We start from the raw sequence: 24,035 nt of genomic DNA on the forward strand, positions 1-24,035 counted from the left end.
CCGTCAGCGCCGATGGTACTGCCACTAGGTGGGAGAGTAGGTCGCCGCCTTCTTTGAATTAGCCCTTTACAGCAATGTGAAGGGCTTTTTTTATGCGGTAGAATCAGATGCCCGGGAATTTTACTGGAACTTACCTTATATTTAAGCTTCCAACCGCATACCTAGGCATGAGCAACAATCCCCAGGATCAGAAATTCAAGAAATGGCTGGATATCCTACAACAGGAGAGCTGGCAATTAGAATTGATTATCTCGGGTTTCGCGATCTATGGACTCTTCATGGTGATCGACCCGATAGAACTGGCTGCCACCGAGGCTCAAAACCAAAATAATGTTTACCGAACCCTGCTTTACCAGGGCCTGGGTATATCCTGGTATATCATTACCATAAACCTGATTGCACATGTAATTTTACGAGGGTTGTGGATCGGGGCAATCGGATTGCGCTATGTATCCGGGGAAATTGAATACGATAAACTCAAATACAGTCCAAAGTTCCGAAGACACCTCGAAAAGCGGGTCGGCTCTTTTGACAATTATGTCGCTTCCCTCGAAAAGTATTGTAGTGTAATTTTTGCGGTAACCTTTCTCCTGGTATTTTACCTGATAGGTCTGATGGTCATAACGACCTGCTTTACGCTGCTGGGACTATGGATGCAAAAGGATGAAACTCCCGATTGGGCTAAGTATTGGGTTGCGATTCCACTAACAATTTTTTTGGCAGTTGGTATGTTCCTTACCTTCCTGGATTTCGTCACCCAGGGATGGTTGAAAAGGAAAAAGTGGACTACCTGGTTTTACTATCCCTTTTATTGGGTCTTTAAGTTCCTGACTTTATCTTTTTTATACCGGCCAATGGTCTATAATTTCCTGGACACCAAATTCGGGAAACGCCTCAGCTGGTTCGTAGTTCCACTTTATTTGGGGATTACGATTCTTGCCGGGACCGGATTCAGTACTTCCAATTATCTGGAATCGGACATGAACTCCAATTCCTATACAGCCAATAAAGCCAACTATGAAGACGAATTAGACGATGAGCACCCCTTTGTGGACCGGGCAGCGCTTGACTCAAAAATTATTACAGATCCCTTCCTGCATGTGTTTGTGGTCTTTGGGAGTAATGTTGAAGACGATGTGTTCTACTTCAATGAAGATTTAAAGCCGGAGGAGGATAAACGGGGAATTCATTCGCTTTTTTCAGATGGTACCGTTCCCTTTTGGCAACGTAATGATAGAATGAAGGATTATATGGAAACGCTGGAGGACATGTATACCCTTTCGATAGATTCCGTAGATTTTAAGCCCGAGTTTGTCTTTTCTACCAATAATCGAAAACAGTTGGGATATGAAACCTTTCTGGATATGTCGGAAATCGTCAAAGGGAAACATTACCTGGACGTAAAGAGAAAGGACATTCGAGCGGACACCACCTATACCCGCCGAATTATCAGGATTCCTTTTTGGTACTATCCGGATCCGGCCAATTAATCATTACTCCTTTTAAAGAAAAACCCGTCATGGCTTTTGAATTGAATTACCGCAAAACACTATTAATCAATTTATTAGCGCTGTTTCTTTGCTTTTCACTGCCGGCCCAGGAGTGGAAGGCCCTGGTAGGAGGAACCTTAATTGATGGCTATGGATCAACGCCGATCCAAAACAGCGTAATTCTCATAAATGGCGAGAAAATTCATGCGGTGGGTCAGGTAGGGCAGCTGGTAATTCCGGAGGGCGCAGAATTAATTTCAACAGAAGGAATGAGTGTACTCCCGGGGCTATGGGACATGCACGTACACACCATGATTACCGGGCATGCCGATTACGCCTATTGGGATGAGACCTATCCACCGCTTTTGGAGGACGTTATCATGCCTGCATCGGCGCATCAATTGCTATTGGCCGGGGTTACCAGTGCCCGGGATTTAGGTGGGCCGCTAAAGGAAAGCCTGGCCGTGCGCGATGCGATTAATCGGGGAGATATCCCGGGGGCAACCCTCTATGTAAGTGGTCCTTTTATCCAACACGAACCTTATCCGGGAACCGAAGCTTTCCGTTGGGGGGTGAAAGGAGCGCAGGACGGACGCAATAAAATCAAGAAACTCGCTAACGCGGGGGTAGACCTGATTAAACTGGTAGATCAGGATCAAATGACTCTTGAGGAACTACGCGCTGTAGTCGATGAAGCCCATGATCAGGGATTGAAAGTTGTAGCCCACGGGCACAGACCCGAGGAAATCCGATTGGGCCTGGAAGTAGGGGTAGATTGTTTTGAGCATACCGGACTGTCTTCTGCACCAGAATACCCTGAGGACGTCATGACTAAAATCCGGGAACGCACCGCGCAGATGAACCTGGGACCGCTATTCTGGTGTCCTACGGTTGAAGGCCTCTATAATTACGAATATGTTCGGGACAATCCGGAACACCTGGACAATACCAGTTGGCACCTTGGATTACCGGATTCGGTGATTACCGACATCCGCCAAAGTATAGCCCACCCGGATCGGTTGCCCTATTTCCAGCTCACGCCTTCGCGACGGCCAACCCTTGAGCGTAAAATAAAACAATTGCTGGACGCCGGGGTAGTGCTGCTCATTGGGACGGATAGTGGTATTCCCATGAAGTTTCACAGCCAGTCTACCTGGAATGAATTGGATGTATGGGTCAATGAATTCGGCATAGATCCCATGTACGCCATACGATCCGCCACCTATTGGCCTGCCCTGTGGATGGGCGTTGCCGATGAAGTAGGTACGATAACCCCGGGGAAAACCGCCGACATCATAGCAGTGAAGGGAGATGTACTACGTCACATTAGTTTACTTCAGGATGTGGACCTGGTAATCAAGCACGGCAAGCGCTATAAGTAGGCAGTCCGATTCTATGCGACCTAATCTCCGATCAGAAGAATTCTGGCATGCTGCAACGCACGGGCTGGGTGTGGTCCTTGGTATAATTGGGATGGGCGTTTTATATTATGCCTTCCAACCGGCATCCGCACTGGCTCAAAACGCGGTTTGGGTGTATTCCATATCAGCCATTGTACTTTTTGGCGCCTCTACGTTATACCATAGCGTTCCGATTTCGGTCCTTAAAGAACGGCTGCGGATCTTCGACCACATTAGTATCTACTACCTCATTGCCGGGACCTACACTCCGGTAACCCTGATTGTCCTGGAGCAAAGCCGGGGTTGGCCCATTTTTTATGCCGTTTGGGGGCTTGCCCTTTTCGGCACCTTCCTCAAACTTTCCTACACAGGCAGGTTCGAAACGTTTTCCCTCTTATTATACCTGATCATGGGCTGGATGATCGTTTTTGATCTGGATGCCCTTTGGGAGGGGCTCGATTCCGCTGGCAAAACTTACTTGCTTGCAGGCGGAATCTGCTATACCGTGGGCATCATTTTTTACGTGGTGCGGAAAATCCCATACAACCATATAATCTGGCATCTTTTTGTGCTCGCCGGAGCCATTTGCCATTGGTTACTCATTCGGGGATTGGCTTAGGCTATAAGACAGATTATAGCAGGAATGCTAGCAAAAACCCAAAAAGGATGGCGCCTAACTTCCTGAGATTAAAGCCATGACCATCGGAACTTTCAAAGAGGATTATCGTTGAGACGTGGAGCAGTATTCCCAAGACAAAGGCCGAAAGATAAGGGTAGATTTCGTGGAGTATCACCTGCTGGCCGAGAAATCCCCCCAAGGGAGTCATCACTGCAAATCCACCCATAAATCCCCAGATAGCCCCATTACTCAGGCCAGATCGTAGCAGATAAGCCCCCAGGATCAGGGCAACCGGAATCTTATGGAGAATGATGCCGAGCATATAGGAAGAATGGTGCTGGAGGGGTATGCCTTCCAGGAAAGCGTGAAGGCCCAGACCGAAGAATACCAGCCACGGAAATTTACCCCCGCTTTTGCCGTGAACATGTCCGTGTTCTGCTCCTTTGGAGATTCCTTCTAAAACCATTTGGGTCACCAGTCCGAGTGCAATACATAAGCCGGCCGTTTTTCCATCCAGGTTTTCATAAACTTCAGGTAACAGTTCAAAAAGGATCAGGGCCAGGAGAAAAGCTCCGCTGAAGGCCAGTAGAATTCGAAACTTTGGCTTTTCCGAACCGAGGATTTTGAGGAACCCAAAACTCAGGAGAACGGCGAGTGCGGGTAATAAGAGTGACAGATATTCCAGCTTGGTCAGAATTGATGGACTTGGCCGTAAAATTAGTGTATTTTTGCCTTTCGCAAATGCAAAAGGTTATGGCCTCAAATTACAGGATGCTCGCTAAAACACTCTATGGTATGGAGGACCTGTTGGCTGGGGAACTCAGACAACTCGGGGCCAGCAACATCAAGACCGGAGTCCGTTGCGTTTTTTTTGACGGGGATGCTGGTTTTATGTACAAAGCCAACCTGTGTTTGCGAACGGCGCTACGGATTCTCGTTCCTATTGCCGATTTCCGCGTTATGCGCCCGGAGCAACTCTACCAGCGCATTCAGCAAACAGATTGGACCAAATATCTGGATCCGGGAATGACCTTTGTGGTCGATACCGTATTACACAGTGATCACTTTTCACATTCGCTGTTTGTTTCCCAAAAGGTCAAAGATGCAATAGTTGACCAACTTCGGGAGCGTACCGGCAATCGTCCCAGTGTTTCGGTTTCCAATCCGGATGTTCGCATACACCTCCACCTGCAGGGAAATATGGCACACCTTTCCCTGGACTCCTCGGGCAGTTCGCTGCATTTGCGGGGTTACCGAACCGTTACCAATAAGGCGCCCCTCAATGAGGTTTTGGCGGCTGGAATCCTGTTGCACAGCGGGTGGCGCGGTCAGTCCGATTTCCTCGATCCCATGTGCGGTAGTGGCACCTTGTTAATAGAAGCCGCGATGATAGCCTGTAATATTCCGGCGAATCTGCACCGGGCCTCTTACGGCTTTCAGACTTGGAAGGACTTCGATGCAGCACTCTTTCAGAAAATCTACCAGTCTGCCCTGGGTAAGATTCGCGATTTCCCCTATAAGATCCGGGGAATAGACAAAGCTCCTTCGGCCATTCAGAAGGCAGAGCAGAATATTAAAAATGCCAACCTCAGCGAGTTTATAACCCTCGAACACGCCGATTTCTTCAAAAGTGAGAAGTCCGAAGCGGGCCCATTGCACCTGGTGAGTAACCCGCCTTATGGGGAACGCCTCCCTATCGATGCGGGTTCGTTTTATGCGAACATCGGAGATACTCTGAAACAGAACTATCCCAATACCCGGGCCTGGTTCCTCGTTGGAGATCCGGAACTGCTTAAAAAAGTAGGACTCCGCGCCTCAAAACGCATCAAGCTTTACAATGGGGGATTGGAGGCACGTCTTGCTCTGTTCGAGATTTACGCGGGGAGCAAAAAGGCTAAATACCAGGATAATAGTAAATAAACAGGATACCTTATTCCTCTGGTTTGGGTGCTCGCGCTTTCCGATAAAGCGGGAGGAAGTAGGTTAGGGTGTAGTTGAAGGAGGAACCAAAGCTACTTTCCGTATTTACACGGTTGAACCCGGGAATCCAGATGTGAGGTAGGATATCGCTCTCCTTTCGGCTTACCAGGTAACCCAGTCGAATACTGGCACCCAAAAAGAAATTTGCAAATAGCTCTGCCTTTACCCCGGCAACCATTTCTATCCAACTGGCATTCAGTCCACTCAACTCCTGCGGTGCCTGTGTGCCATCGATGAAACTGTCCGGATTCCAATAACGATTCGAATTGAACAAAGTATAACTGTTCAGGTCTTTACTAAAGGTGCTAAAGGCGTAACGCGCACCTATATAGATGCTATTGTTCATGCCGAACCAGTTTTCATAGGTGTTGTAATCCACTCCCAGCTTCAGGTAACTACCGCTGCTTTCGAAATTGTAGAGCTCAATGATGTTGACCCCGTTCTCATTGTCGAGGGTCTCTGAAATCTCCCGGGTTTCTGTCCCCAGTTCGGCGGCGAGATATAAATTTTGCTTCAATCGGTAATCACCAACCAGTTCCAAACCGGTATACTTATCGTCTAGGGTACTGATCAATATCCTGCTGAGATCGACCCCAACGCGTAGTCCGTAGGCTTCACTCCGGGGAGGCCGGGTCTCTTCGGTTGCCGCCTCGACAGGTTCCAGATTTTCTTCCTCCTGAGCGCTCAGTTGTGGTGTTGCCAGTAAAAGCAAAAAGAGCAATCCAATGTGGATCTGAAAAGCGCCTGTATGTCTCATATTAATGCTGGATATTGACATGTGCGCTTACTGAGGAGGTGACAGCCGTCTGAATAACTTCGACATCCAGAATCCAGTTTTCCGAATCCGGGGTTAATTCGTCGCTCAGGCCGTCGTATTGAGATACGAACCCGCAGGCCCGGGAAACATAAAGTTCATCGGTGCTGTAATCAAAATAGAGGGTATCGCGGTTTCCGGTTTCATTGCCATCGTCATCGCTCTCGGAATTCAGGATAAATACAAAGCCGGTTCGCGTGGTGTCCGGGCGCAAAGGAATGGCTATGGAATCCCGGGTTTGCCGGTCAGAAGGAGTAATGGGGTCGCCCTGGCCCAGGCCAATAATCCGAAGCCGGTTGGCCTCCTTGGCAGTTTCCGGGTTCTCGGCATCAAAAAAAGTAATGACCAGTAATGGGGTATCTCCTTCGACGCAGATATCGTCCTTTTCACAAGCATTCAAAAGCACTAGAAATACTGCGGTCAGGCTTAAAGCAAAAGCAAGCCGAACAGCGGGCATGCTCCGAAATAACCGATAAGACCTAACCCGTTTATTTTCCATTGCGACGTTCTAAAAGTACGACATTTTCTACGTGGAAAGTCTGAGGAAACATATCTACGGGTCGCATATCGGTTACTTCGTAATGGGCATCCATCAGTCCCAAATCCCGTGCTTGCGTGGCCGAATTACAGCTTACATATACAATGCGCTGCGGCAGGATTTCCAGCAGACAGGCAACCACGTCCTTGTGCATTCCGTCACGGGGCGGATCCGTAACGACCACGTCCGGTGTTCCTTGCTCTTCGATGAATTCCAGGGTGAGTAGTTCTTTCATATCCCCGGCGAAGAAACGGGCATTTGTAATCCCGTTGTGCCGGGCATTTTCCCGGGCCGCAACAATAGCCTCCGGCACCGCTTCAATACCAATAACTTCTTTGGCCTGATCTGAGAGATACTGAGCAATTGTCCCCAGGCCGGTGTAGAGATCGTAAACGCGCTGACTGCCGTCCAGTCCTGCAAAGTCGCGGACAATTTGATATAACCGCTCGGTTTGCGCCGAATTCGTTTGGTAAAAGGATTTAGGAGTAATGCGGAATTCCAGCTTCCCGATCCGTTCTATGATATGATCCTCGCCCCGGTAACAGATCAATTCCAGATCGTACAGGGTATCATTTCCTTTGGGATTGATCGTATAAAAGAGGGATTTGATTTGAGGGAATTCATTACTGATATATTCCAACAGCCCAATGCGGTTTTCTTCTTCCTCCTGGAAGAATTGCAGGATCAGCATAAATTCTCCTTCCCGGTTGTTGCGGAGGGTCATGCTCCTGAGGAAGCCTTCCTGGTTTCTCGGGTTGAAAAAACTTAGGCCGTTTTTTTTAGCGTATTCGCGAATGCTCAGGCGTATGGCGTTAGCCGGGTCGGCCTGCAGGTGGCATTCCTCCAGGTCCAGTACCTTGTCCCACATTCCTGGCTTGTGAAGCCCCAGGCCCCTGCGGTCGGCAATAGTATCCCCTTTCTGGATTTCCTCTTCTTCCAGCCAACGCGAGTCGGTAAAGGAGAATTCCATCTTATTGCGATAGTAATAGGGGGAAGGAGCAGGAAGGATACCTTGAACCTCGGGCAAGTCTACTTTCCCAATACGAATCAGATTGTTGCGAACTTCGTTCTCCTTATGGCGCAGTTGGGCAGAATAATCCATATGTTGCCATTTACAACCTCCGCAACTACCGAAATGTGCACACTTTGGAGCAATCCGATCCGGAGAAGGTTTCAACAGGGCTGTTGCAGTGCCTTCGTAATATTGACGCTTCTTCCGTGTAGTTTGAACGCTAACGGTATCCCCGGGCACAGCGTTGGCAATGAGGATGGTCCGGCCATCCGGTGCTTTTCCGATAGACTTCCCCCTGGATCCGGCCCCGGTGACCTCAATACTTTCAAAAAATGGCTTTGGTTTTCTTCTTCCCACGGCGCCAAAAATACACCTTTAAATTTGTAACTTTATGGCCACTCCGGATGATTTCTCTCCCTTAAGAAGGAATACCCATTGTAAGACTTTAAGGAACCGAATTACATGTCTGTTATTGAAAAAAAGAGCTCTGCCGAGGCTATGGCTTTGGAGGAGCGTTACGGAGCACACAATTATCACCCACTACCTGTTGTATTGAGCAGGGGAGAGGGCGTTTATGTCTGGGATGTCGAAGGGCGGAAATACTATGATTTTCTATCGGCATACTCAGCAGTAAACCAGGGCCATTGCCATCCCCGGATTATTGGGGCGCTCAAGGATCAGGCCAGCAAACTAACCCTAACTTCCCGAGCCTTTTACAACGACAAATTGGGGGAGTACGAAAAGTACGTGGCTGAGTATTTTGGCTTTGACAAGGTGTTGCCCATGAATACCGGGGCGGAAGCAGTCGAAACCGCAATCAAGCTCGCCCGAAAATGGGGGTACGAAAAAAAGGGAATCCCCGCCAACCAGGCGCAAATTGTGGTTTGCCGCAATAATTTCCATGGCAGGACCATTACGATCATTTCTGCATCTAATGACCCGGTGGCTACGGAAAACTTCGGGCCGTTTACGCCGGGTATTGTATCTATTGCTTACAACGACCTGGACGCACTTCGCGCGGCGATGAACCCGAATGTCGCTGCCTTTATGGTAGAACCCATTCAAGGGGAAGCCGGAGTCTTTGTTCCCGACGAAGGCTTTTTGTCCGGCGCCCTGGAAATTTGCCGGGAAAATAACGTATTGCTAATCGCCGATGAAGTTCAGACCGGGATTGCCAGGACAGGTCGCCTATTGGCGAGCTGTGGAAACTGCAGCTGCGCGGATAAGAATTGTAGCGGGACCCCGGAGGTCCGGCCCGACATCCTTATTCTTGGAAAGGCCATTTCTGGAGGCGTTTTTCCGGTTTCCGCCGTACTGGCCGACACCTCTATAATGGAGGTGATTCGTCCCGGGAATCACGGATCGACTTTTGGGGGGAATCCCCTCGCTTGTGCCGTAGCCATGGCTGCTTTGGAAGTAGTTCGCGACGAGAAACTGGCCGAGAATGCCGACAAATTAGGACGCTTATTCCGGGAACGGATGGAAGCGATTGCCGAAGAAACTGATTGGGTGCGATTGGTGCGCGGCAAAGGGCTGCTCAACGCGATCGTCATCAATGATTCGGAGGATAGCAGTACTGCCTGGGACATTTGTGTTGCATTAAAGGAGAATGGCCTCCTGGCAAAACCCACCCATGGAAATATCATTCGTTTTGCGCCACCATTGGTAATGACCGAAGAGCAGTTGCTCGACTGCCTGGAGATTATTCGCAAAACGCTGGCAGCATTTAAAAAGTAACGGAAATAAAAAAACCCGAAGCAGCGCTTCGGGTTTTTTTGTAATGCTTTGTGTTGGTCTTAGCGACGAACTTCTTTGATACGGGCTTTCTTTCCAGTAAGTCCTCGGAAATAGAAGATCCGAGCACGACGAACTTTTCCTCGCTTGTTCACTTCAATTTTCTGAAGCGCCGGCATGTTTACCGGGAAGATACGTTCCACACCTACAGTACCACTCATTTTACGGATGGTAAAGGTTTCGGTGGCTCCGGATCCACGTCGTTGGATCACAACGCCCCGGAAGAACTGCGTACGGGTCTTTTCCCCTTCCTTGATTTCGTAGTAAACGGTAATGGTGTCCCCAGCTGAGAATTCAGGAAAATCCTTGCGGGTAATAAATTCGTTTTCTACAAAGTTTACTAAAGATTCCATGTTAATGCTTTAGGATTCTTATCGAAGCAACATTCACGTACCTCGTCAGAGGTTGGTTCGAAATCGTGTGCAAAAATAATCGAAAAGCGTCAATTGGCAAGTGATTCTTCTAAAATTGTGAAGAATCCGGGTACCTATTCGTTCTCAAGCAGATCCGGACGGCGTTCCCGGGTGCGTTCCAGGGCCTTTTCCTCCCGCCAGGCATCGATACGCGCCTGGTGTCCGCTCGTCAGTACTTCGGGTACTTGCATCCCTTTAAATTCCTGAGGCCTCGTATATATGGGAGGAGCAAGTAAATTGTCCTGAAAGGTATCGGTGAGGGCAGAAGTTTCATTCCCCAATACTCCGGGTAATAAGCGAACAATCGCATCGCAAAGGACAGCGGCACCCAGCTCCCCTCCGGAGAGCACGTAATCGCCAATAGAAATCTCCCGGGTTATCCAGTGATCCCGAATGCGCTGGTCTACCCCTTTGTAGTGCCCGCAAAGCAGGAGCAAATTTCCACTTAGGGAAAGCTCGTTGGCAATGCCCTGGTCCAGGCGTTCTCCGTCCGGGGTCAGATAGATGATTTCGTCGTAGTCGCGTTCTGCTGTCAGGGCTTCCATACAACGATCGATTGGCTCAGCCATAAGTACCATCCCGGCACCTCCGCCATAAGGGTAGTCATCGACCTGTTTGTATTTGTTGGTTGCGTAATCGCGCAGGGCATGCAAATGGATTTCCACCAGGCCCTTTTCAATGGCCCGTTTTACTATGGAAGCGCCAAAGGGACTTTCCAGGAGTTCGGGCAAAACCGTAATAATATCGATGCGCATGGGGATTACTTTGCGGAGGCCTTCCAAAAATAGTGAAAACAATGGGTGTCTTTCTCCCAGCCCAGGGATTCGTAAAGTTTTTGGGCGGGATTTTCAACCCCAGTCTCCAGGGCAAGGCCTTTAGCCCCCTGCTCTCTGCAAAAATCCTGGGCCGCCCGGAGCAGGCTTTGTCCAATGCCTTGCGAACGGGCCGTAGCTGCTACAAAAAGATCGTTCAAAATCCAGACACGTTCCAGGCTTACGGTACTGAAGGAGGGGTAGAGCTGCATAAACCCAAGGAGTTTCCCTTCATCCTCAGCTACAAAAATAATCGAGTCCCGGGCTGCCAGACGCTCCGTTAAAAAAGCGGCGGATTTTTCCGGGTTGGCCTCTTGTTTATAGAAACTCCGGTAGCCTTCCAATAACGGAATCAGCGAATCTTTATCGGAGGGAAGGGCTTTTCGAACCAAGGCCATGCGTATCGCGCCTTTGTCCGTTATTTGGACTTGCGGTACTTATTAATTTCGTCCTGGAGTTGGCGGCTAATGCGCTGCTCGCGCTCCAGCGCTCTTCTGCGGTGGTCTTCATACTCCGATTCCAAATCAGACAGCTTGGTTTTGGCTTCCTGAGTCAGGATATTGCTCCGGTTAAACCTAAAAATGAAGAACAGGAGTAAAAGTGAAAGTACAATGATTATGGACCAAAGGATCAGGTTGTACGAAGCTTTGGAGATCAGGGCCCCAAAAAAGTTCATACTGTCCTTTTCCTCCGTAACGGCCTCCAGATTACCCGTAGTTTCGGCCAACTGGGCATTGAGATTGTCAATGGTAGATTGCTGGCTGGTTATCGTTCCGCTCAATGCTGCAGCCTCAGTGCGACCAACCTGCAGACTATCGAGCACGTTGCCGCGGAGTTTGTCTAACCAAATGGCGCGCACAACTTCGTAACGACGGCCTTCGGCATTATAGTTACCGGATTTACTGGTGACATATTCGAATTGACTCTCGATAGTCCCGGCGTCCAGGGATAATTCGTCGTTCCCGCTTTGAGCGTACATGGAAAAACTACCAGTCAGGAGTACGAGGAGGGTAATAAAAAAGCTTCTCATTTCAGTTTGTTCTAAGGTGTAGATAAGATTCTAGGTAGAACAAAATTAGTCTATTTCGCGAGAAACGAAAACTTTAATCGCCTGCAATATAAAGTACTAGTAGTAGGTATAGCGCCGTACCCGGGCAATGTATTTAGAGAGTCGGATAACCTGATGGGCGTAGCCATATTCATTATCGTACCAGATATAGAGTACGGCATGCTTCCCTTCATTGGATACTATGGTAGCTTTACTGTCGTAGATAGACGGAGCTGAAGTTCCGATGATATCCGATGATACCAATTCGTTGCTGAGGGAGTATTTGATCTGCTCAACCAAATCGCCTTCCAGGGCATATTTCTTGAGAATAGTATTGATTCCCTCGGGAGTTGTTTTGGTGCTGAGTTCCAGATTCAGAATGGCCAGGGAGCCGTTAGGAACAGGAACCCGGATTGCGTTGGAAGTAAGCTTTCCTTCCAATTCAGGCAATGCTTTGGCTACGGCTTTACCCGCGCCGGTTTCGGTAACCACCATATTGAGCGCCGCTGCCCGGCCTCTTCTGTATTTTCCGTGCATATTATCGACCAGGTTTTGGTCGTTGGTATAGGCATGGATGGTTTCCACATGTCCGCGTACAATACCCAGGGAGTCCTCAACTACTTTTAAAATAGGCGTGATTGCATTGGTAGTACAGGAGGCCGCCGAATAGATGTCGGTTTTTGCCGGATCAAATTCGCTATGGTTTACCCCATGGACGATATTGGGAATGTCCTTGCCCGGTGCCGTTAACAATACCTTGGAAACCCCATTGGCTTTTAGGTGTTTGCCCAGGGCTTTGGCATCCCGGAAAGCCCCTGTATTATCGATAACCAGGGCGGATTCTATCCCGTATTCGGTGTAGTCTACCGCTGCCGGGTCCTGAGCGCCGATCATATGTACCGTGGTTCCATTGATAATCAGTGCCTTTTGATCCATATCCACTTCCACAGTCCCGGAAAATTGTCCGTGCACAGAATCGGTTCTCAATAGGCTGGCACGCTTTTCGAGTACCTCCTGATCAATTTTGCCCCGGGTTACCACTGCGCGAAGTCGCAATTGGTTCCCTTTCCCGGTTTTTGCCATTAATTCTCGGGCCAAGAGGCGGCCAATCCTTCCAAAACCATAGAGTACAACATCTTTTGGAGCAATCTCGGGATAGCTTTTGGCATCCTTTAATTTATCAAGGACAAAAGACTTGGCATTGTGGTAATCCTTGTGGTCTTCGGAGTGGTATTCAAAAGTGAGTTTTCCGATATCCAATTTGGAAGGTGGAAGTTTAATATCGTTGATCGCCCGGAGAATCTCTACAGAATCAAAAATAGAAATGGGTTTTTGTACGAACTCGCCAGCGTATTCATGCAGGTTTATGATATCACTAACCGTCTTGTCGATGATCTGGTTTTTGAACAGAACCACTTCGATCGCCTTGTCGTACCAGAGGTCGCTGATGATTTTGATGAATTCTGTGGTGGCCTTGCGGCGGTCGGCCTGAAATGCTAATTCCTTTTCGTAGGAGTCCGGAGTCATGATTAGGGTTGTTTTTGCGGGGCAAAATTATACATTTCAAACGTTTTCGTTGATAAAATTCGTATATAAATAAAAACCCGTCACTTTGGACGGGTTTTTTTGTCATTTTCTCAATAAAGGATGGGCTACTGGAAGATCAATCTTTCTTTTTCGCCCTCCTTATTCAGTAAGGTAATACTGCTATTCTGGTATCTGTTTATTCGTGAGAATAAGCGTCGGGCATCCTCGATATCGTTGATAGGTTCATCGTCGACTGCAAGGATAACTTTTCCATTGAGGTCATAGCGCCGATATACCTCGGGTACCCCAATGATTTTCACACCCCGCTCTACTCCGTAAACTTCACGGTCATTGGTGGAGAGGTTTTTGACTTTTACGCCCAACCAGGGTAAACTGGCGGTAATGCGCTCCCGGATTTCCACTGGGATTTCGATTTCATCCCCGTCGCGATCCACGACGACATTGACCATATCTCCGGGGCGTTTCGTGGTCACATACCCGGTCAGGTCTGCAAATTTGCGGATGCGGATGTCGTCTATCCTACGAATAATATCCCCGCGCTGGAGTCCGGCTTCCTCGGCCCCGGAATCTTCCTCGATACCATCGATGTATAGGCCATCGATTTCGTCAAAACCATTTTCCTTGGCGTAGGCGGTATTGAGTTTTGGTGTTTGAATGCCCAGGATTCCCACCTGAACGTCCCCATATTCTAAAAGATCCTCAACTACTTTGCGGGCGATATTGCTCGGCACCGCAAAGGCATATCCGATATAAGAACCGGTCTGGGAAGTAATCGCCGTATTGATCCCGACGAGATCTCCATTTGTATTTACCAGGGCGCCACCGCTATTTCCCGGATTAACCGCGGCATCTGTCTGAATAAAGCTCTGATTTCTACCCAGGTCCCTCGCTTTAGCGCTTACGATACCGGCGGTAACCGTTGAGGTCAGGTTAAAAGGGTTTCCTACGGCCAGCACCCATTCGCCTATTTTGAGATTGTCCGAATCCCCGAAGGCCAGGTGTGGCAAATCCTCTGCTTCAATCTTCAGCAAGGCAATATCAGTTATCGGGTCCGTTCCAACGACTACCGCATCGTAGGTTTTATTGTTATTCAAACTCACGCTCAATTCTGTAGCCCGTGCGATAACGTGGTTATTGGTCACGATATACCCATCTGGTGAGATAATCACCCCGGATCCCGTTCCTACCTGTGGGCGTTGCCGCTGATCGTATCCATAGAAAAATTCACTGCGGGTACGCGGGGAACGATTCACAGTCACGTTTTTTACGTGAACAACTGCATTGACCGTATTTTCGGCTGCCGCAGTAAAATCTACAGCTTCGGGAGCTGCCCCGGTTGGGTAGGTGGGCATGCTACTGGTAGTAAATACAGAGAGACCGTCTTCTGATTCGTACACTGCCGGATACTCCGGTTCAAAAAACATTTTGTAGGCCCCCAAGGTCAGCGCCCCGGCGGCTACTGCAATAATAAAAAGACCTGCAATTCGCTTCATAGTGTAAATTTTTGTCTAAAGTAAAATTATAAACTTGTCTATTACTCCCGGGCCGTTTAACTACTTTTTAACGGCTACAGCGCCCATTTTTAAGTGTATCTTTGCAACCTATGGACGCCGGAGTATTAACATTCAGCAAATATCAGGCCACCGGGAATGATTTTGTATTGGTCGATGACCGTACTGAAACCTTTCCGGTAGACAATAAAGCCTTCATAGCGCGGCTGTGTCACCGGCGTTTTGGAATAGGTGCAGATGGGCTCATCCTGCTTCGAAATGATACTTCATCCGATTTCCGCATGATTTATTTTAATGCAGACGGCGCAGAAGGCAGTCTTTGTGGAAACGGCTCGCGTTGCGTGGTCGCGTTTGCAAAGCATCTGGGGATCATCGGGGATTCCTGCAACTTCCAGGCAATCGACGGCATGCATGAGGCAACCATTACGGGGGAAGCGGTGCGGCTAAAAATGGGAAATGTCAGTGAAATCCGCGAGAAGGAACAATACAGTTTCCTCGATACAGGTTCGCCACACCATGTACAGGAAGTAGAAGACCTCCCCGGGCTCGATGTTCCGGTTGAGGGAAAACGACTTCGCTATAGCCTTTACGGTGAGAAAGGCAGTAATATCAACTTTGTTCGTGTTACAGAACCCGACCGGGTAAGTGTTCGGACCTATGAGCGCGGGGTCGAAGATGAAACTTTTTCCTGTGGGACGGGGGTAACTGCCGTGGCCCTTGCGCTTCATCGCAAAGGTCGTTTGGGGGAACAGCGCATAGCTGTAGACACCGCTGGCGGCGAATTGCAGGTGGAATTCAATAATGACCAGCACGGGGGATACAGCAATATCTGGCTGTCAGGCCCGGCCAGGAAGGTCTACGAAGGGACCTGGCAATTACGCAACCAGTAATTATGGAATTGTTCCACGGCGATAACGTTTACCTGCGGGCCTTAGAGCCAGAAGACCTGTCCTTTCTATATACCCTGGAAAATGACACCGGCATTTGGGAAATAAGCGGCACCTTAAGTCCGTACTCCAAAAAAGTATTGCGGGACTATTTGGCGACCGCTCACCGGGATATTTTTGAAGTAAAGCAACTGCGGATGGCCATCTGCCTGAAAAATGACTCCTGCATCGGCCTTATTGATCTGTATGATTTTGATCCCAGGCATCGCAGGGCAGGCATTGGAATTGTTATTGCCGGGGAAGGAAATCGCGACAAGGGTTATGGAAAGGAGGCTTTGCAAATCCTTTGTAATTATGCCTTCAGTATTCTGGACCTGCATCAGCTTTATGCAGCCGTAGGGGCCAATAATGCGGCGAGTATCCGGGTCTTTGAGAAACTCGGATTTGTTGAGACGGGTCGTAAAAAAGACTGGAATCGACTGGGTTCAGGGTTCCAGGACGAATTATTTTTTCAAAAATTGCGAGAGCATGTATCGTAAGCGTTTAGTACTTATAATCCTTTTAATAGGCCTGCTGGTAGCAGGATTTTTTGCCTATTACATCTATAACGCCTTATTCGTTAGTAACACCTCCTTTGAAGGAAAGACGCGCTATGTCTATGTGTCCAGTGATGGTGACTATAGCGAGGTTCGCTCGCAATTGGATACTTTGCTCAAAGACATGGGAACCTTTGAGGCGGTTGCGAAACGAAAGAATTACCTCACCAATATCCGCCCCGGCAGGTATCCGATTGAGGCTGGGATGAATAACAACGATATTGTAAATTCCCTCAGGAGTCGGAATACACCGATACGGGTGGCCTTTAATAACCAGGAAACACCTTTTGATCTGGCCGGGCGCATCGCCACACAAATAGAAGCCGACAGCGTTTCCCTGGTGACGGCCATGTACGACCCCGAATTCCTGGCCAAAGCCGGCTTGGATCGCCATACCGCAATCGCTCCATACCTTCCCAACACCTATGAGTTCTACTGGAATACTTCGGCCGAGGAATTCCGGGACAGGATGTGGGATTACTATCAGAAGTACTGGAATGAAGAGCGCCGGGAACTAGCTCGTAAGCAAGGCCTCAGCCCTGAAGAAGTTCTGACGCTTGCCTCAATTGTGCAGAAGGAAACAGCCAAAACCGATGAAAGACCTCGGGTTGCCGGGGTTTATTTAAATCGACTTCGCGAAGGAATGGCACTTCAAGCCGATCCGACCGTTATCTATGGTATTAAGTTCGAAACGGGGAATTACGACACGATAATCAAACGAGTTTTGTATCGGGATCTCGAATTCGATACGCCTTACAATACGTATATGTACAGGGGCTTACCCCCCGGGCCTATTTTTATGCCGGACATGTCTTCGGTAGAGGCTGTTTTGCGCCCTGAAAAGCATAATTATTTCTACTTCGTAGTGGATGTAAGTAACTTTGGATACCACATGTTTGCGGAGTCCCTCGCGCAACACAACCGGAATAAAGCGCAGTACATCCGATGGATTAATGCCCAGGGAATCAGGAGGTAGACCGTTTGTCAGCAAATTCCTGCCAATTATCCATAAATCAGTTCATTTTAAGAAATTATTGGGTTTCGGGTATTATTCCGGCAGTATCTTTGACCCGAGAAATTTAAGCAGTCCTCTTTTTGCGGACGTCAGTCTTAAGAAATGAACTATATGAAAAAGTGGATTGGTCTATTTGGTCCCCTGTTTCTTATTTTCTTCCTTACGGGTTTTGCACTTAAAAGCCCGAAGACCGTTTCGGTAAAACTACCTGAATCACAACGTGTTACTAAGAAGTTGTTGGTAAACCACCCGCAACCTGTTCCTGAGCCGGATACGGAGGAGATTTTGCCTCCTTTTCTGGGGTCGAACTATATGGGTTTCCGCGAAGCCCTGGCTTTTTCGGAGTCGCGAGGAGATTACTTTACCATAAACACCCTCGGGTATCTGGGTAAGTATCAGTTCGGTGTTTCCACCTTGAATCTGCTCGGGATATATAATGCGGTTCAATTCCTGAATACTCCTGAGTTACAGGAGGAAGCCTTCGCCACCAATTTATCTCGGAATAAATGGATCCTAAGGAAGGATATCAAGCGTTTTGTGGGTAAAAAGATCGATGGTGTAGAGGTTACGGAGTCGGGGATTCTGGCAGCTGCCCACCTTGCAGGTGCTGGTAATGTAAAGCGGTATTTGCGCTCCTGGGGTGCAGTAGATGTACAGGATGCTTACGGTACTACGATTCGCCGTTACCTGAGCAAGTTTAGTGGTTTCGACACTTCCAATATTCTCGCGGAAAGAAACCCAAGAATCCTTTAGCCCGATAGGATCTCCTATCTGGAAAGACTTTCCTTACTAGTTCTCGGAAAGAATAATGTAGATGGCCGGACGTTTGTGCAGGTCGGGTATTGTGGCTGCCCACCCTGAAACGGGCTTGGTTACCAGGTATTCCGATTTAAGGCTGAGGTCGGCCGCAACGCACAGCAGGGTCTCGGGATGCAGCGTTTTGAGTAATTCCTCAAAGAGTTTATTGTTGCGGTAAGGGGTTTCCATGAAAATCTGGCTTTGATTTTCTACCCGGGATCGCTTTTCCAATGCCTTAATGGCTTTTTTACGATCCGCCCGTTCGATCGGCAGATATCCTGTAAATGCAAAAGACTGGCCATTGAGGCCACTCCCCATTAAAGCGAGTAGAATAGAAGAAGGACCTACAAGGGGAATCACCCGGATACCTTCACGATGGGCCAATCGCGCCAATGCTCCCCCAGGATCTGCAATGCCCGGGCAACCTGCCTCCGAGAGCATCCCAACGGGAAAGCCTTCCCGGCACGGCTGCAGGTACTCCGGTAATAAACCGGGTTCGGTGTACTTGTTTAGCAGGGAAATACTCAGGCTGTCCTGAGACTTTCTGGGAACTACCTTCTTGATAAATCGCCTGGCCGTTTTTTCATTTTCAACCACAAAATGGTCGATCTGCTCAATGGCTTGTTTGATGCTCAGGGGCAATACCTCCAAGGGTTCGGTCTCACCCAAAAGGGTAGGAATCATGTAAAGTGAGCCTTGAGGCGTATCGGATTCCATACGGTTAGGGACGGATATTTTGGTAAATATTCAGACAGGCTTCCCGAATCATTTCAAAAACCCTGGCAAAACCCTGATCTCCGCCGTAATACGGGTCGGGCACCTCCATATTTCCCATTCCCCCTGCCTGGAGCAGCAGGGCTACTTTGGCCTCGTCTTGCGGGTTTTGCGCTAAGGCCAGGATATTGGAGTAATTGGCGTGATCCATAGCGAAAATATAGTCAAAATCATGGAAATCGCTGGATTGAAACTGCCTACAGCGTTGCAGGGAAATATCGATATTGTTTTTTCGAGCGATGGCGATAGATCTGGGATCCGGGGGATTTCCTACGTGATATCCGGCAGTCCCCGCGGAATCAACCTCAAATTCGGCACCAGCAATTTCCCTGAAAATACCCTCTGCCAGGGGAGAGCGACAGATATTTCCCAGACAGACCATCAAAACACGCGTTGGCATGTAATCAGGAAAGTTTTTTGGTAAGGTCTTCGATGTATTTGCGGAACTGCTTATCGGTTTCCGCCAGGTTATCGACGGTTTTACAGGCGTGAAGTACTGTGGCGTGATCGCGTTTACCGATTTGCGATCCAATACTGGCCAGGGATGCCTTGGTGAACTTCTTGGCGAAGAACATGGCCAATTGCCGTGCCTGGACAATGTGGCGCTTACGCGTCTTGGATTGCAGCGTAGCCACATCCATTTCGAAATAATCCGAAACTACCTTCTGGATATAATCAATAGATACTTCGCGTTTGGTATTCTTTACGAACTTTTCGACTACCTGTTGCGCCAAATCCAGGGTAACATCCTTTTTATTGAAGGAAGATTGGGCAATGAGGGAAATAATTGCGCCTTCCAGCTCGCGAATGTTGGATTTGATATGCTTGGCTACATATTCAACAATTTCCTCGGGCATTTCCACCCCGTCGCGATACAGCTTGTTTTTTAGGATTGAAATCCGAGTTTCGTAGTCCGGGTTTTGCAATTCGGCACTCAGGCCCCATTTAAAACGAGACAGCAAGCGCTGTTCAATATCCTGCATGTCTACAGGCGCCTTGTCCGAAGTCAGGACTACCTGCTTACCATTTTGATGTAAGTGATTGAAGATGTGGAAGAAGACATCTTGGGTGCCAGATTTTCCAGACAGGAACTGCACGTCGTCTATAATTAAGACGTCGATGAGCTGGTAAAAATGAATGAAATCATTTCGCGTATTCTTCTTAACCGACTCTATATACTGTTGGGTAAATTTCTCTGCGGAAATGTAAAGTACAGTGCGCTCGGGATATTTGTCCTTGATTTCAACCCCTATGGCATGCGCCAGGTGGGTTTTACCCAGTCCAACCCCGCCGAAGATCAATAGGGGATTAAAAGAAGTTCCTCCCGGCTTATTGGCAACAGCCAGACCAGCCGATCGGGCCAGGCGGTTGGAATCTCCCTCCAGGAAGTTATCAAAGTTGTAATTCGGATTGAGTTGGGACTCAATTTTGATATTCCGGATTCCCGGGATCACAAACGGGTTCTTTAATTCCGGATTTTTGGATTGCACCGGGACATCCATTTCCTGCGGTCCGAGTTGTGCCCGGTTGGTACTGGGGATTTTCTCGGTAAAGGGCTCGCGATTCCCATAGGTGTTCTCCAACTTAATCACGTAGACCAATTTAGCTCCTTCGCCCAGTTCCCGGGTGAGGGCTACTTTGAGCAACTTCACATAATGCTCCTCCAGCCATTCGTAAAAGAATTTGCTGGGAACCTGAATGCTTAAGGCTTTGTTGGATAATTTGACAGGGCGAATAGGTTCAAACCATGTTTTGAATGCCTGCGGTTGTATGTTGTCTCGGATAAAACCCAAACAATTTTCCCATACGGAATCGGCAGTAACATTCATTATTGCAGCTGTCTTTTAGGTTGGTTTAGTAGCGAGTTAGTAGGCGCAAAAAAGGACAGTTTTGCTGTCCTTCCTGAGGAGACAAATATGTAAACAAAAAAACTAAAAAAAAAACGGCGGGGGGGTTGAATTTTCCCTTTTTTTTTCAGAAGTTCCGACCGTCTCCTCAACTGTTTTAAAGATATCCCTTTTTTCCTCAACAACCTATGAATTCCCACAAAATTTCGTTGCGTATTCGCTATGGGGAAACCGATCAAATGGGAGTGGTATACCACGGGAATTACCCGCAATATCTGGAACTCGGGCGGGTTGAGTGGTTGCGTTCGTTAGGAATTTCCTACAAAAGTATGGAAGATACCGGATGTATACTGCCCGTAATTTCCTTAAGTATAAATTATAAGAAACCGGCCGTTTATGACGAGCTGATTACCGTTACGACCAAACTGGTTAAAATACCTACCGTTCGTATTGAATTTGAATACGAAATCACCGATGAAAATCAGGGATTGATCGCCACAGCAAATACACAGCTGGCTTTCCTGGACAAATCTACGCGCAGGCCTATGCGGTGTCCGGATTATTTGATGCAAAAACTTCAGGGAGTCTGAGCGGGTACTTTACCTAGGTTCCCAACCCAACCATAATGATACTTACCACGGCCAGGCCAACGCCCAGCCAGTTACGCTGACTAAGCTTTTCGCGAAAGATTACCACCCCAAGCAGGGTTGAAAACAACACGATTGCTACGTTGTTGAGGGTAAAAATGGCTGCACTGGATAGCCCGGGTACTCCCAGCGCCTTTAAGAGGAAGAAAATGGAAAAGAAGTTAGGGATGCCAAGTACCACACCTCCGAGTAGGTTCCGTGGCGTAAACATGGTAAAGGAAACGTTTTTCCGGAGGAAAACCCCCAGGATACCCAAGGTTCCTGCTGACGCGAATACCGTAGCGGAAAAGAGGGGGAATTCATTGTCCGGCACAAAGTGAGTTTGCATGTACTTAATGCAGAGGTCGATCAGACCTGAGCCAAGGAATACCAGTAATGGCAGAAGCCATTGCGATACGGTAAAACGACTGTTTGCCGGCAGCGTGGCCCAGTACACGGCCAGCAGCGCCAATAGAATCCCTGCGATGCGCACGGGCCCCAGATGCTCATTGTATAGAAATATCCCCGCCAACACGGGTAGGACCAGGGACATTTTGGTAGCAACTGAAGCTACCGAAACCCCCAATACTTGTGAGGTTCGGGCCATTAAATTAAATATAACCACAAAGATCAGCCCCAGGCACAGCGCGGGAACAAACCAGGGTTGTTCAGGAAAGTCTTTTAACTCCAGGCTTCTCGGAAAAGAGAGCATCCCAACCGTAAAGGCCGTATAATAATTGGCTATAATGGCTGGATAATTCTGAATCCTGAACCTGGAAAAGGCTTTGAAAACCACAAAGATCAGGCTGGAACTGAGGATGCTTAATAAAAGGTAGATCATCCCTTCAGAAATTTATCCAGGCTGGTTACATCTTCGGTGCCTACCTTTAAATGCCAGGTGTTGATACCCAACGAAGCTGCCCCAGCCGTGTTTTCTTGCGTATCATCGATAAACAGTGTTTCCCGTGGTTCCAGGGAGTGAACGTTCAAAAGGTGTTCAAAAATTTCGGAGTCGGGCTTGCGCATGCCCAGTTCGTGGCTCAAATGGAATCCTTCAAAACAGGATACAAACCTTTGGTAATCTACATCGCCCATTTGCTTTTGAACATGCTCAATATGCAAGGCATTGGTATTGCTCAAAAGGAAAAGGCGATAGCGCGCTTTACTTGCCAAATCCTCCAGGTATTCCAGGCGATACGCGGGAAAGTCTGCCAGTATCGAATTCCAGATCCTGGTGATCAATTCAAAATTATCGAGTACGAGCAGGGAGGAAGCCTGTCCCAGGAATTGATCATCACTTAATGCGCCGATCTCGTAGGCCTTGTTCAAGCTAATGAACTGAGGCAGATCCGGATCAAGTCCCAAACGCCTAAAAGTAGCCGGTATTGCTGCCTTGTCCAGATTAATAAAGACATCTCCAAAGTCGAAAATCACATTTCTAATCATTGCGCAGGATTTGTAATCGGTCGTGCTCCAAATGGGTCTCGGCAATAAGCCTGCCTTTGATTTCCGGAGCTTTAATCCCATTTTTCAGCAGCGAAGGCCCCTGGAAGATACGCGCCTCGTCCCAGAGGTCGGTCGAAATAAATAAATTCAGGGTTTGCGCCCCACCTTCAACAATTATACTATTAAGCCCTTGTTTCTGAGCCCAGGAAGCGATTTGCTTCGGGATTGCTTTCCCGGAATTGAGCGCTACATAGCTCAGGTTTTCTTTAGCTTCCGGAGGATTGGCCTGCTCGTGAAAAACAGCAGTGGGTGTGCTGTGGTCTAATAATTTAGAGGCTGCGGGTACCCGGAGGTTGCGGTCAATGAGCAGCCGATAAGGATTCCTTCCTTCCCAAGCTCTCGCCGACAAGGCAGGATTATCGGCTACAGCGGTTTGGGTACCGACCAGAATAGCCATTTCCTCCGTTCTCCATTTATGCACCAACCTGCGTGAAAGGCTTCCTGAAATCCAAAAGGGTTTGGCGTCCTTATCGCGTGCTTCGTTTTCCGGAGCGATAAAGCCATCCCGGCTCTCTGCCCATTTCAAAATGATATAGGGCCGACCCTGCTCCTGGGCAGTCAGAAAGCGCCGGTGGTGTTGCCTGCATTCCCCTTGCAGTATTCCTTCTATTACTTCGATTCCCGCCTCTTGCAATTGGGTAATCCCCATACCGGCTACCTTAGGGTTAGGGTCGCGGATTCCCACCACTACTCGTGGGATTCCACTTGCTATAATTACATTGGTGCAGGGCGGTGTTTTGCCCTGATGGCAGCAAGGTTCCAGACTTACATATAAAGTGGCCCGTTTCAGTAAGCCCTTGTCCGATACAGAATTGAGTGCGTTTACCTCGGCGTGAGGACCGCCAAAGGCACTGGTATAACCTTCTCCAATTATAGCGCCATCGCAAACTATTACTGCCCCTACCATGGGATTCGGGGCGGCAAGACCCAGGGCTTTGGACCCAATTTGGAGGCAGCGTCGAAGGTATTTTTCGTGTATCTTCACCACGCAAAAATACTACAATATC

Annotated in this window: 26 protein-coding genes; 10 read left to right on the forward strand and 16 right to left on the reverse strand. The window is 48.4% G+C overall.

Features of this window, described 5'->3' with window-relative positions:
• Window positions 1-167: 167 nt before the first annotated feature.
• Genes BM318_RS08050 through trhA form a run of 3 tightly spaced genes read left to right on the forward strand, consistent with a single transcriptional unit; the run spans window position 168 to window position 3,509 of the window.
• Entirely contained in the window at window positions 168-1,490 is a 1,323-nt protein-coding gene (locus tag BM318_RS08050; protein WP_143099944.1) for a hypothetical protein, read from the forward strand.
• Window positions 1,491-1,519: 29 nt separating this feature from the next.
• A complete protein-coding gene (locus BM318_RS08055) occupies window positions 1,520-2,872 on the forward strand; it encodes an amidohydrolase family protein (protein ID WP_092982127.1) in 1,353 nt (450 codons plus the stop codon).
• 13 nt (window positions 2,873-2,885) lie between these two features.
• Window positions 2,886-3,509: a PAQR family membrane homeostasis protein TrhA gene (gene trhA, locus BM318_RS08060; RefSeq protein WP_092982128.1), complete on the forward strand. Its 624-nt coding sequence runs from the start codon at window positions 2,886-2,888 to the stop codon at window positions 3,507-3,509.
• A gap of 13 nt (window positions 3,510-3,522) precedes the next feature.
• Here trhA and BM318_RS08065 read toward each other — a convergent pair whose 3' ends face one another.
• Window positions 3,523-3,975 (reverse strand): ZIP family metal transporter, encoded by a 453-nt coding sequence (locus BM318_RS08065; RefSeq protein WP_245759786.1) that lies wholly within the window; start codon window positions 3,973-3,975, stop codon window positions 3,523-3,525.
• Between the two features lie 287 nt (window positions 3,976-4,262).
• On the opposite strand from BM318_RS08065, the gene BM318_RS08070 reads away from it, so the two are divergent.
• The gene (locus BM318_RS08070; RefSeq protein ID WP_177218282.1) at window positions 4,263-5,429 is read left to right on the forward strand and encodes a THUMP domain-containing class I SAM-dependent RNA methyltransferase; all 1,167 of its coding nucleotides are present in this window, start codon (window positions 4,263-4,265) and stop codon (window positions 5,427-5,429) included.
• A gap of 10 nt (window positions 5,430-5,439) precedes the next feature.
• Here BM318_RS08070 and BM318_RS08075 read toward each other — a convergent pair whose 3' ends face one another.
• From BM318_RS08075 to rlmD, 3 genes are read right to left on the reverse strand one after another with little or no spacing between them, the layout of a single operon-like run.
• Window positions 5,440-6,246: a DUF6048 family protein gene (locus BM318_RS08075; RefSeq protein WP_092982130.1), complete on the reverse strand. Its 807-nt coding sequence runs from the start codon at window positions 6,244-6,246 to the stop codon at window positions 5,440-5,442.
• 1 nt (window position 6,247) lies between these two features.
• Window positions 6,248-6,760, reverse strand: a complete 513-nt coding sequence (locus BM318_RS08080) for a DUF6452 family protein (RefSeq protein WP_092983424.1) — start codon at window positions 6,758-6,760, stop codon at window positions 6,248-6,250.
• Window positions 6,761-6,791: 31 nt separating this feature from the next.
• On the reverse strand, window positions 6,792-8,210 hold the full coding sequence (gene rlmD / locus BM318_RS08085) for a 23S rRNA (uracil(1939)-C(5))-methyltransferase RlmD (protein WP_092982131.1): 1,419 nt from the start codon (window positions 8,208-8,210) through the stop codon (window positions 6,792-6,794).
• Window positions 8,211-8,315: 105 nt separating this feature from the next.
• Between rlmD and rocD the strand changes: the two genes are divergently transcribed.
• Complete coding sequence (gene rocD / locus BM318_RS08090; RefSeq protein ID WP_092982132.1) at window positions 8,316-9,590, forward strand: ornithine--oxo-acid transaminase; 1,275 nt, start codon at window positions 8,316-8,318, stop codon at window positions 9,588-9,590.
• A 59-nt stretch (window positions 9,591-9,649) separates the two neighbouring features.
• Here rocD and rplS read toward each other — a convergent pair whose 3' ends face one another.
• The 6 genes from rplS to BM318_RS08120 all read right to left on the reverse strand — a co-directional run bounded on the left by rplS (window position 9,650) and on the right by BM318_RS08120 (window position 14,961).
• Complete coding sequence (rplS, locus tag BM318_RS08095; protein WP_092982133.1) at window positions 9,650-10,000, reverse strand: 50S ribosomal protein L19; 351 nt, start codon at window positions 9,998-10,000, stop codon at window positions 9,650-9,652.
• Window positions 10,001-10,134: 134 nt separating this feature from the next.
• A complete protein-coding gene (gene trmD / locus BM318_RS08100; protein ID WP_092982134.1) occupies window positions 10,135-10,815 on the reverse strand; it encodes a tRNA (guanosine(37)-N1)-methyltransferase TrmD in 681 nt (226 codons plus the stop codon).
• Window positions 10,816-10,820: 5 nt separating this feature from the next.
• Window positions 10,821-11,270 (reverse strand): GNAT family N-acetyltransferase, encoded by a 450-nt coding sequence (locus tag BM318_RS08105; RefSeq protein WP_092982135.1) that lies wholly within the window; start codon window positions 11,268-11,270, stop codon window positions 10,821-10,823.
• Between the two features lie 20 nt (window positions 11,271-11,290).
• On the reverse strand, window positions 11,291-11,902 hold the full coding sequence (locus tag BM318_RS08110) for a tRNA (guanine-N1)-methyltransferase (RefSeq protein ID WP_092982136.1): 612 nt from the start codon (window positions 11,900-11,902) through the stop codon (window positions 11,291-11,293).
• 96 nt (window positions 11,903-11,998) lie between these two features.
• Window positions 11,999-13,447, reverse strand: a complete 1,449-nt coding sequence (locus BM318_RS08115; RefSeq protein WP_092982137.1) for a glyceraldehyde-3-phosphate dehydrogenase — start codon at window positions 13,445-13,447, stop codon at window positions 11,999-12,001.
• A gap of 125 nt (window positions 13,448-13,572) precedes the next feature.
• Entirely contained in the window at window positions 13,573-14,961 is a 1,389-nt protein-coding gene (locus BM318_RS08120) for a S1C family serine protease (RefSeq protein ID WP_092982138.1), read from the reverse strand.
• A 110-nt stretch (window positions 14,962-15,071) separates the two neighbouring features.
• Between BM318_RS08120 and dapF the strand changes: the two genes are divergently transcribed.
• The 4 genes from dapF (at window position 15,072) to BM318_RS08140 (ending at window position 18,230) form a co-directional block, all read left to right on the forward strand.
• Window positions 15,072-15,869 carry a diaminopimelate epimerase gene (gene dapF / locus BM318_RS08125; RefSeq protein WP_092982139.1) on the forward strand — a complete coding sequence of 266 codons (798 nt, stop codon included), beginning with the start codon at window positions 15,072-15,074 and terminating at the stop codon, window positions 15,867-15,869.
• 2 nt (window positions 15,870-15,871) lie between these two features.
• Window positions 15,872-16,405, forward strand: a complete 534-nt coding sequence (locus BM318_RS08130; RefSeq protein ID WP_092982140.1) for a GNAT family N-acetyltransferase — start codon at window positions 15,872-15,874, stop codon at window positions 16,403-16,405.
• Window positions 16,395-17,438 (forward strand): endolytic transglycosylase MltG, encoded by a 1,044-nt coding sequence (mltG, locus tag BM318_RS08135; RefSeq protein ID WP_092982141.1) that lies wholly within the window; start codon window positions 16,395-16,397, stop codon window positions 17,436-17,438. The genes BM318_RS08130 and mltG overlap by 11 nt, the downstream gene beginning before the upstream one ends.
• Window positions 17,439-17,588: 150 nt before the next feature.
• The gene (locus BM318_RS08140) at window positions 17,589-18,230 is read left to right on the forward strand and encodes a hypothetical protein (protein ID WP_092983426.1); all 642 of its coding nucleotides are present in this window, start codon (window positions 17,589-17,591) and stop codon (window positions 18,228-18,230) included.
• A gap of 36 nt (window positions 18,231-18,266) precedes the next feature.
• Here the strand turns inward: BM318_RS08140 and BM318_RS08145 are convergent, their stop codons facing one another.
• From BM318_RS08145 to dnaA, 3 genes are read right to left on the reverse strand one after another with little or no spacing between them, the layout of a single operon-like run.
• Entirely contained in the window at window positions 18,267-18,959 is a 693-nt protein-coding gene (locus tag BM318_RS08145) for an SAM-dependent methyltransferase (protein ID WP_245759787.1), read from the reverse strand.
• A 37-nt stretch (window positions 18,960-18,996) separates the two neighbouring features.
• Window positions 18,997-19,449, reverse strand: a complete 453-nt coding sequence (locus BM318_RS08150) for a low molecular weight protein-tyrosine-phosphatase (protein ID WP_092982143.1) — start codon at window positions 19,447-19,449, stop codon at window positions 18,997-18,999.
• A 4-nt stretch (window positions 19,450-19,453) separates the two neighbouring features.
• Complete coding sequence (gene dnaA, locus BM318_RS08155) at window positions 19,454-20,878, reverse strand: chromosomal replication initiator protein DnaA (RefSeq protein ID WP_092982144.1); 1,425 nt, start codon at window positions 20,876-20,878, stop codon at window positions 19,454-19,456.
• A gap of 206 nt (window positions 20,879-21,084) precedes the next feature.
• Between dnaA and BM318_RS08160 the strand changes: the two genes are divergently transcribed.
• Complete coding sequence (locus tag BM318_RS08160) at window positions 21,085-21,486, forward strand: acyl-CoA thioesterase (protein WP_092982145.1); 402 nt, start codon at window positions 21,085-21,087, stop codon at window positions 21,484-21,486.
• Window positions 21,487-21,499: 13 nt separating this feature from the next.
• Here the strand turns inward: BM318_RS08160 and BM318_RS08165 are convergent, their stop codons facing one another.
• The 3 genes from BM318_RS08165 to ribD are packed head-to-tail and all read right to left on the reverse strand — an operon-like array spanning window position 21,500 to window position 24,013.
• Window positions 21,500-22,363 carry an EamA family transporter gene (locus BM318_RS08165; RefSeq protein WP_092982146.1) on the reverse strand — a complete coding sequence of 288 codons (864 nt, stop codon included), beginning with the start codon at window positions 22,361-22,363 and terminating at the stop codon, window positions 21,500-21,502.
• Window positions 22,360-22,968, reverse strand: a complete 609-nt coding sequence (locus BM318_RS08170) for an HAD family hydrolase (RefSeq protein WP_092982147.1) — start codon at window positions 22,966-22,968, stop codon at window positions 22,360-22,362. Before BM318_RS08170 ends, BM318_RS08165 begins: the two co-directional genes overlap by 4 nt.
• A complete protein-coding gene (gene ribD / locus BM318_RS08175) occupies window positions 22,961-24,013 on the reverse strand; it encodes a bifunctional diaminohydroxyphosphoribosylaminopyrimidine deaminase/5-amino-6-(5-phosphoribosylamino)uracil reductase RibD (protein ID WP_092982148.1) in 1,053 nt (350 codons plus the stop codon). The genes BM318_RS08170 and ribD overlap by 8 nt, the downstream gene beginning before the upstream one ends.
• Between the last annotated feature and the right edge of the window lie 22 nt (window positions 24,014-24,035).

It is taken from the genome of Robiginitalea myxolifaciens, assembly GCF_900115205.1.
GTDB lineage: Bacteria > Bacteroidota > Bacteroidia > Flavobacteriales > Flavobacteriaceae > Robiginitalea > Robiginitalea myxolifaciens.

Bases quoted from the DNA above. Each gene is read 5' to 3' on its own strand.
- BM318_RS08150 (WP_092982143.1), bottom strand. From the start codon at position 19,449: ATGCCAACGCGTGTTTTGATGGTCTGTCTGGGAAATATCTGTCGCTCT.
- BM318_RS08080 (WP_092983424.1), bottom strand. From the start codon at position 6,760: ATGCCCGCTGTTCGGCTTGCTTTTGCTTTAAGCCTGACCGCAGTATTT.
- trhA (WP_092982128.1), top strand. From the start codon at position 2,886: ATGCGACCTAATCTCCGATCAGAAGAATTCTGGCATGCTGCAACGCAC.
- BM318_RS08070 (WP_177218282.1), top strand. From the start codon at position 4,263: ATGGCCTCAAATTACAGGATGCTCGCTAAAACACTCTATGGTATGGAG.
- BM318_RS08110 (WP_092982136.1), bottom strand. From the start codon at position 11,902: ATGAGAAGCTTTTTTATTACCCTCCTCGTACTCCTGACTGGTAGTTTT.
- BM318_RS08145 (WP_245759787.1), bottom strand. From the start codon at position 18,959: ATGATTCCTACCCTTTTGGGTGAGACCGAACCCTTGGAGGTATTGCCC.
- mltG (WP_092982141.1), top strand. From the start codon at position 16,395: ATGTATCGTAAGCGTTTAGTACTTATAATCCTTTTAATAGGCCTGCTG.
- BM318_RS08120 (WP_092982138.1), bottom strand. From the start codon at position 14,961: ATGAAGCGAATTGCAGGTCTTTTTATTATTGCAGTAGCCGCCGGGGCG.
- BM318_RS08170 (WP_092982147.1), bottom strand. From the start codon at position 22,968: ATGATTAGAAATGTGATTTTCGACTTTGGAGATGTCTTTATTAATCTG.
- rocD (WP_092982132.1), top strand. From the start codon at position 8,316: ATGTCTGTTATTGAAAAAAAGAGCTCTGCCGAGGCTATGGCTTTGGAG.
- BM318_RS08105 (WP_092982135.1), bottom strand. From the start codon at position 11,270: ATGGCCTTGGTTCGAAAAGCCCTTCCCTCCGATAAAGATTCGCTGATT.
- rplS (WP_092982133.1), bottom strand. From the start codon at position 10,000: ATGGAATCTTTAGTAAACTTTGTAGAAAACGAATTTATTACCCGCAAG.
- BM318_RS08115 (WP_092982137.1), bottom strand. From the start codon at position 13,447: ATGACTCCGGACTCCTACGAAAAGGAATTAGCATTTCAGGCCGACCGC.
- trmD (WP_092982134.1), bottom strand. From the start codon at position 10,815: ATGCGCATCGATATTATTACGGTTTTGCCCGAACTCCTGGAAAGTCCC.
- BM318_RS08165 (WP_092982146.1), bottom strand. From the start codon at position 22,363: ATGATCTACCTTTTATTAAGCATCCTCAGTTCCAGCCTGATCTTTGTG.
- BM318_RS08160 (WP_092982145.1), top strand. From the start codon at position 21,085: ATGAATTCCCACAAAATTTCGTTGCGTATTCGCTATGGGGAAACCGAT.
- BM318_RS08050 (WP_143099944.1), top strand. From the start codon at position 168: ATGAGCAACAATCCCCAGGATCAGAAATTCAAGAAATGGCTGGATATC.
- BM318_RS08130 (WP_092982140.1), top strand. From the start codon at position 15,872: ATGGAATTGTTCCACGGCGATAACGTTTACCTGCGGGCCTTAGAGCCA.
- BM318_RS08065 (WP_245759786.1), bottom strand. From the start codon at position 3,975: ATGGTTTTAGAAGGAATCTCCAAAGGAGCAGAACACGGACATGTTCAC.
- BM318_RS08075 (WP_092982130.1), bottom strand. From the start codon at position 6,246: ATGAGACATACAGGCGCTTTTCAGATCCACATTGGATTGCTCTTTTTG.
- BM318_RS08055 (WP_092982127.1), top strand. From the start codon at position 1,520: ATGGCTTTTGAATTGAATTACCGCAAAACACTATTAATCAATTTATTA.
- BM318_RS08140 (WP_092983426.1), top strand. From the start codon at position 17,589: ATGAAAAAGTGGATTGGTCTATTTGGTCCCCTGTTTCTTATTTTCTTC.
- dapF (WP_092982139.1), top strand. From the start codon at position 15,072: ATGGACGCCGGAGTATTAACATTCAGCAAATATCAGGCCACCGGGAAT.
- dnaA (WP_092982144.1), bottom strand. From the start codon at position 20,878: ATGAATGTTACTGCCGATTCCGTATGGGAAAATTGTTTGGGTTTTATC.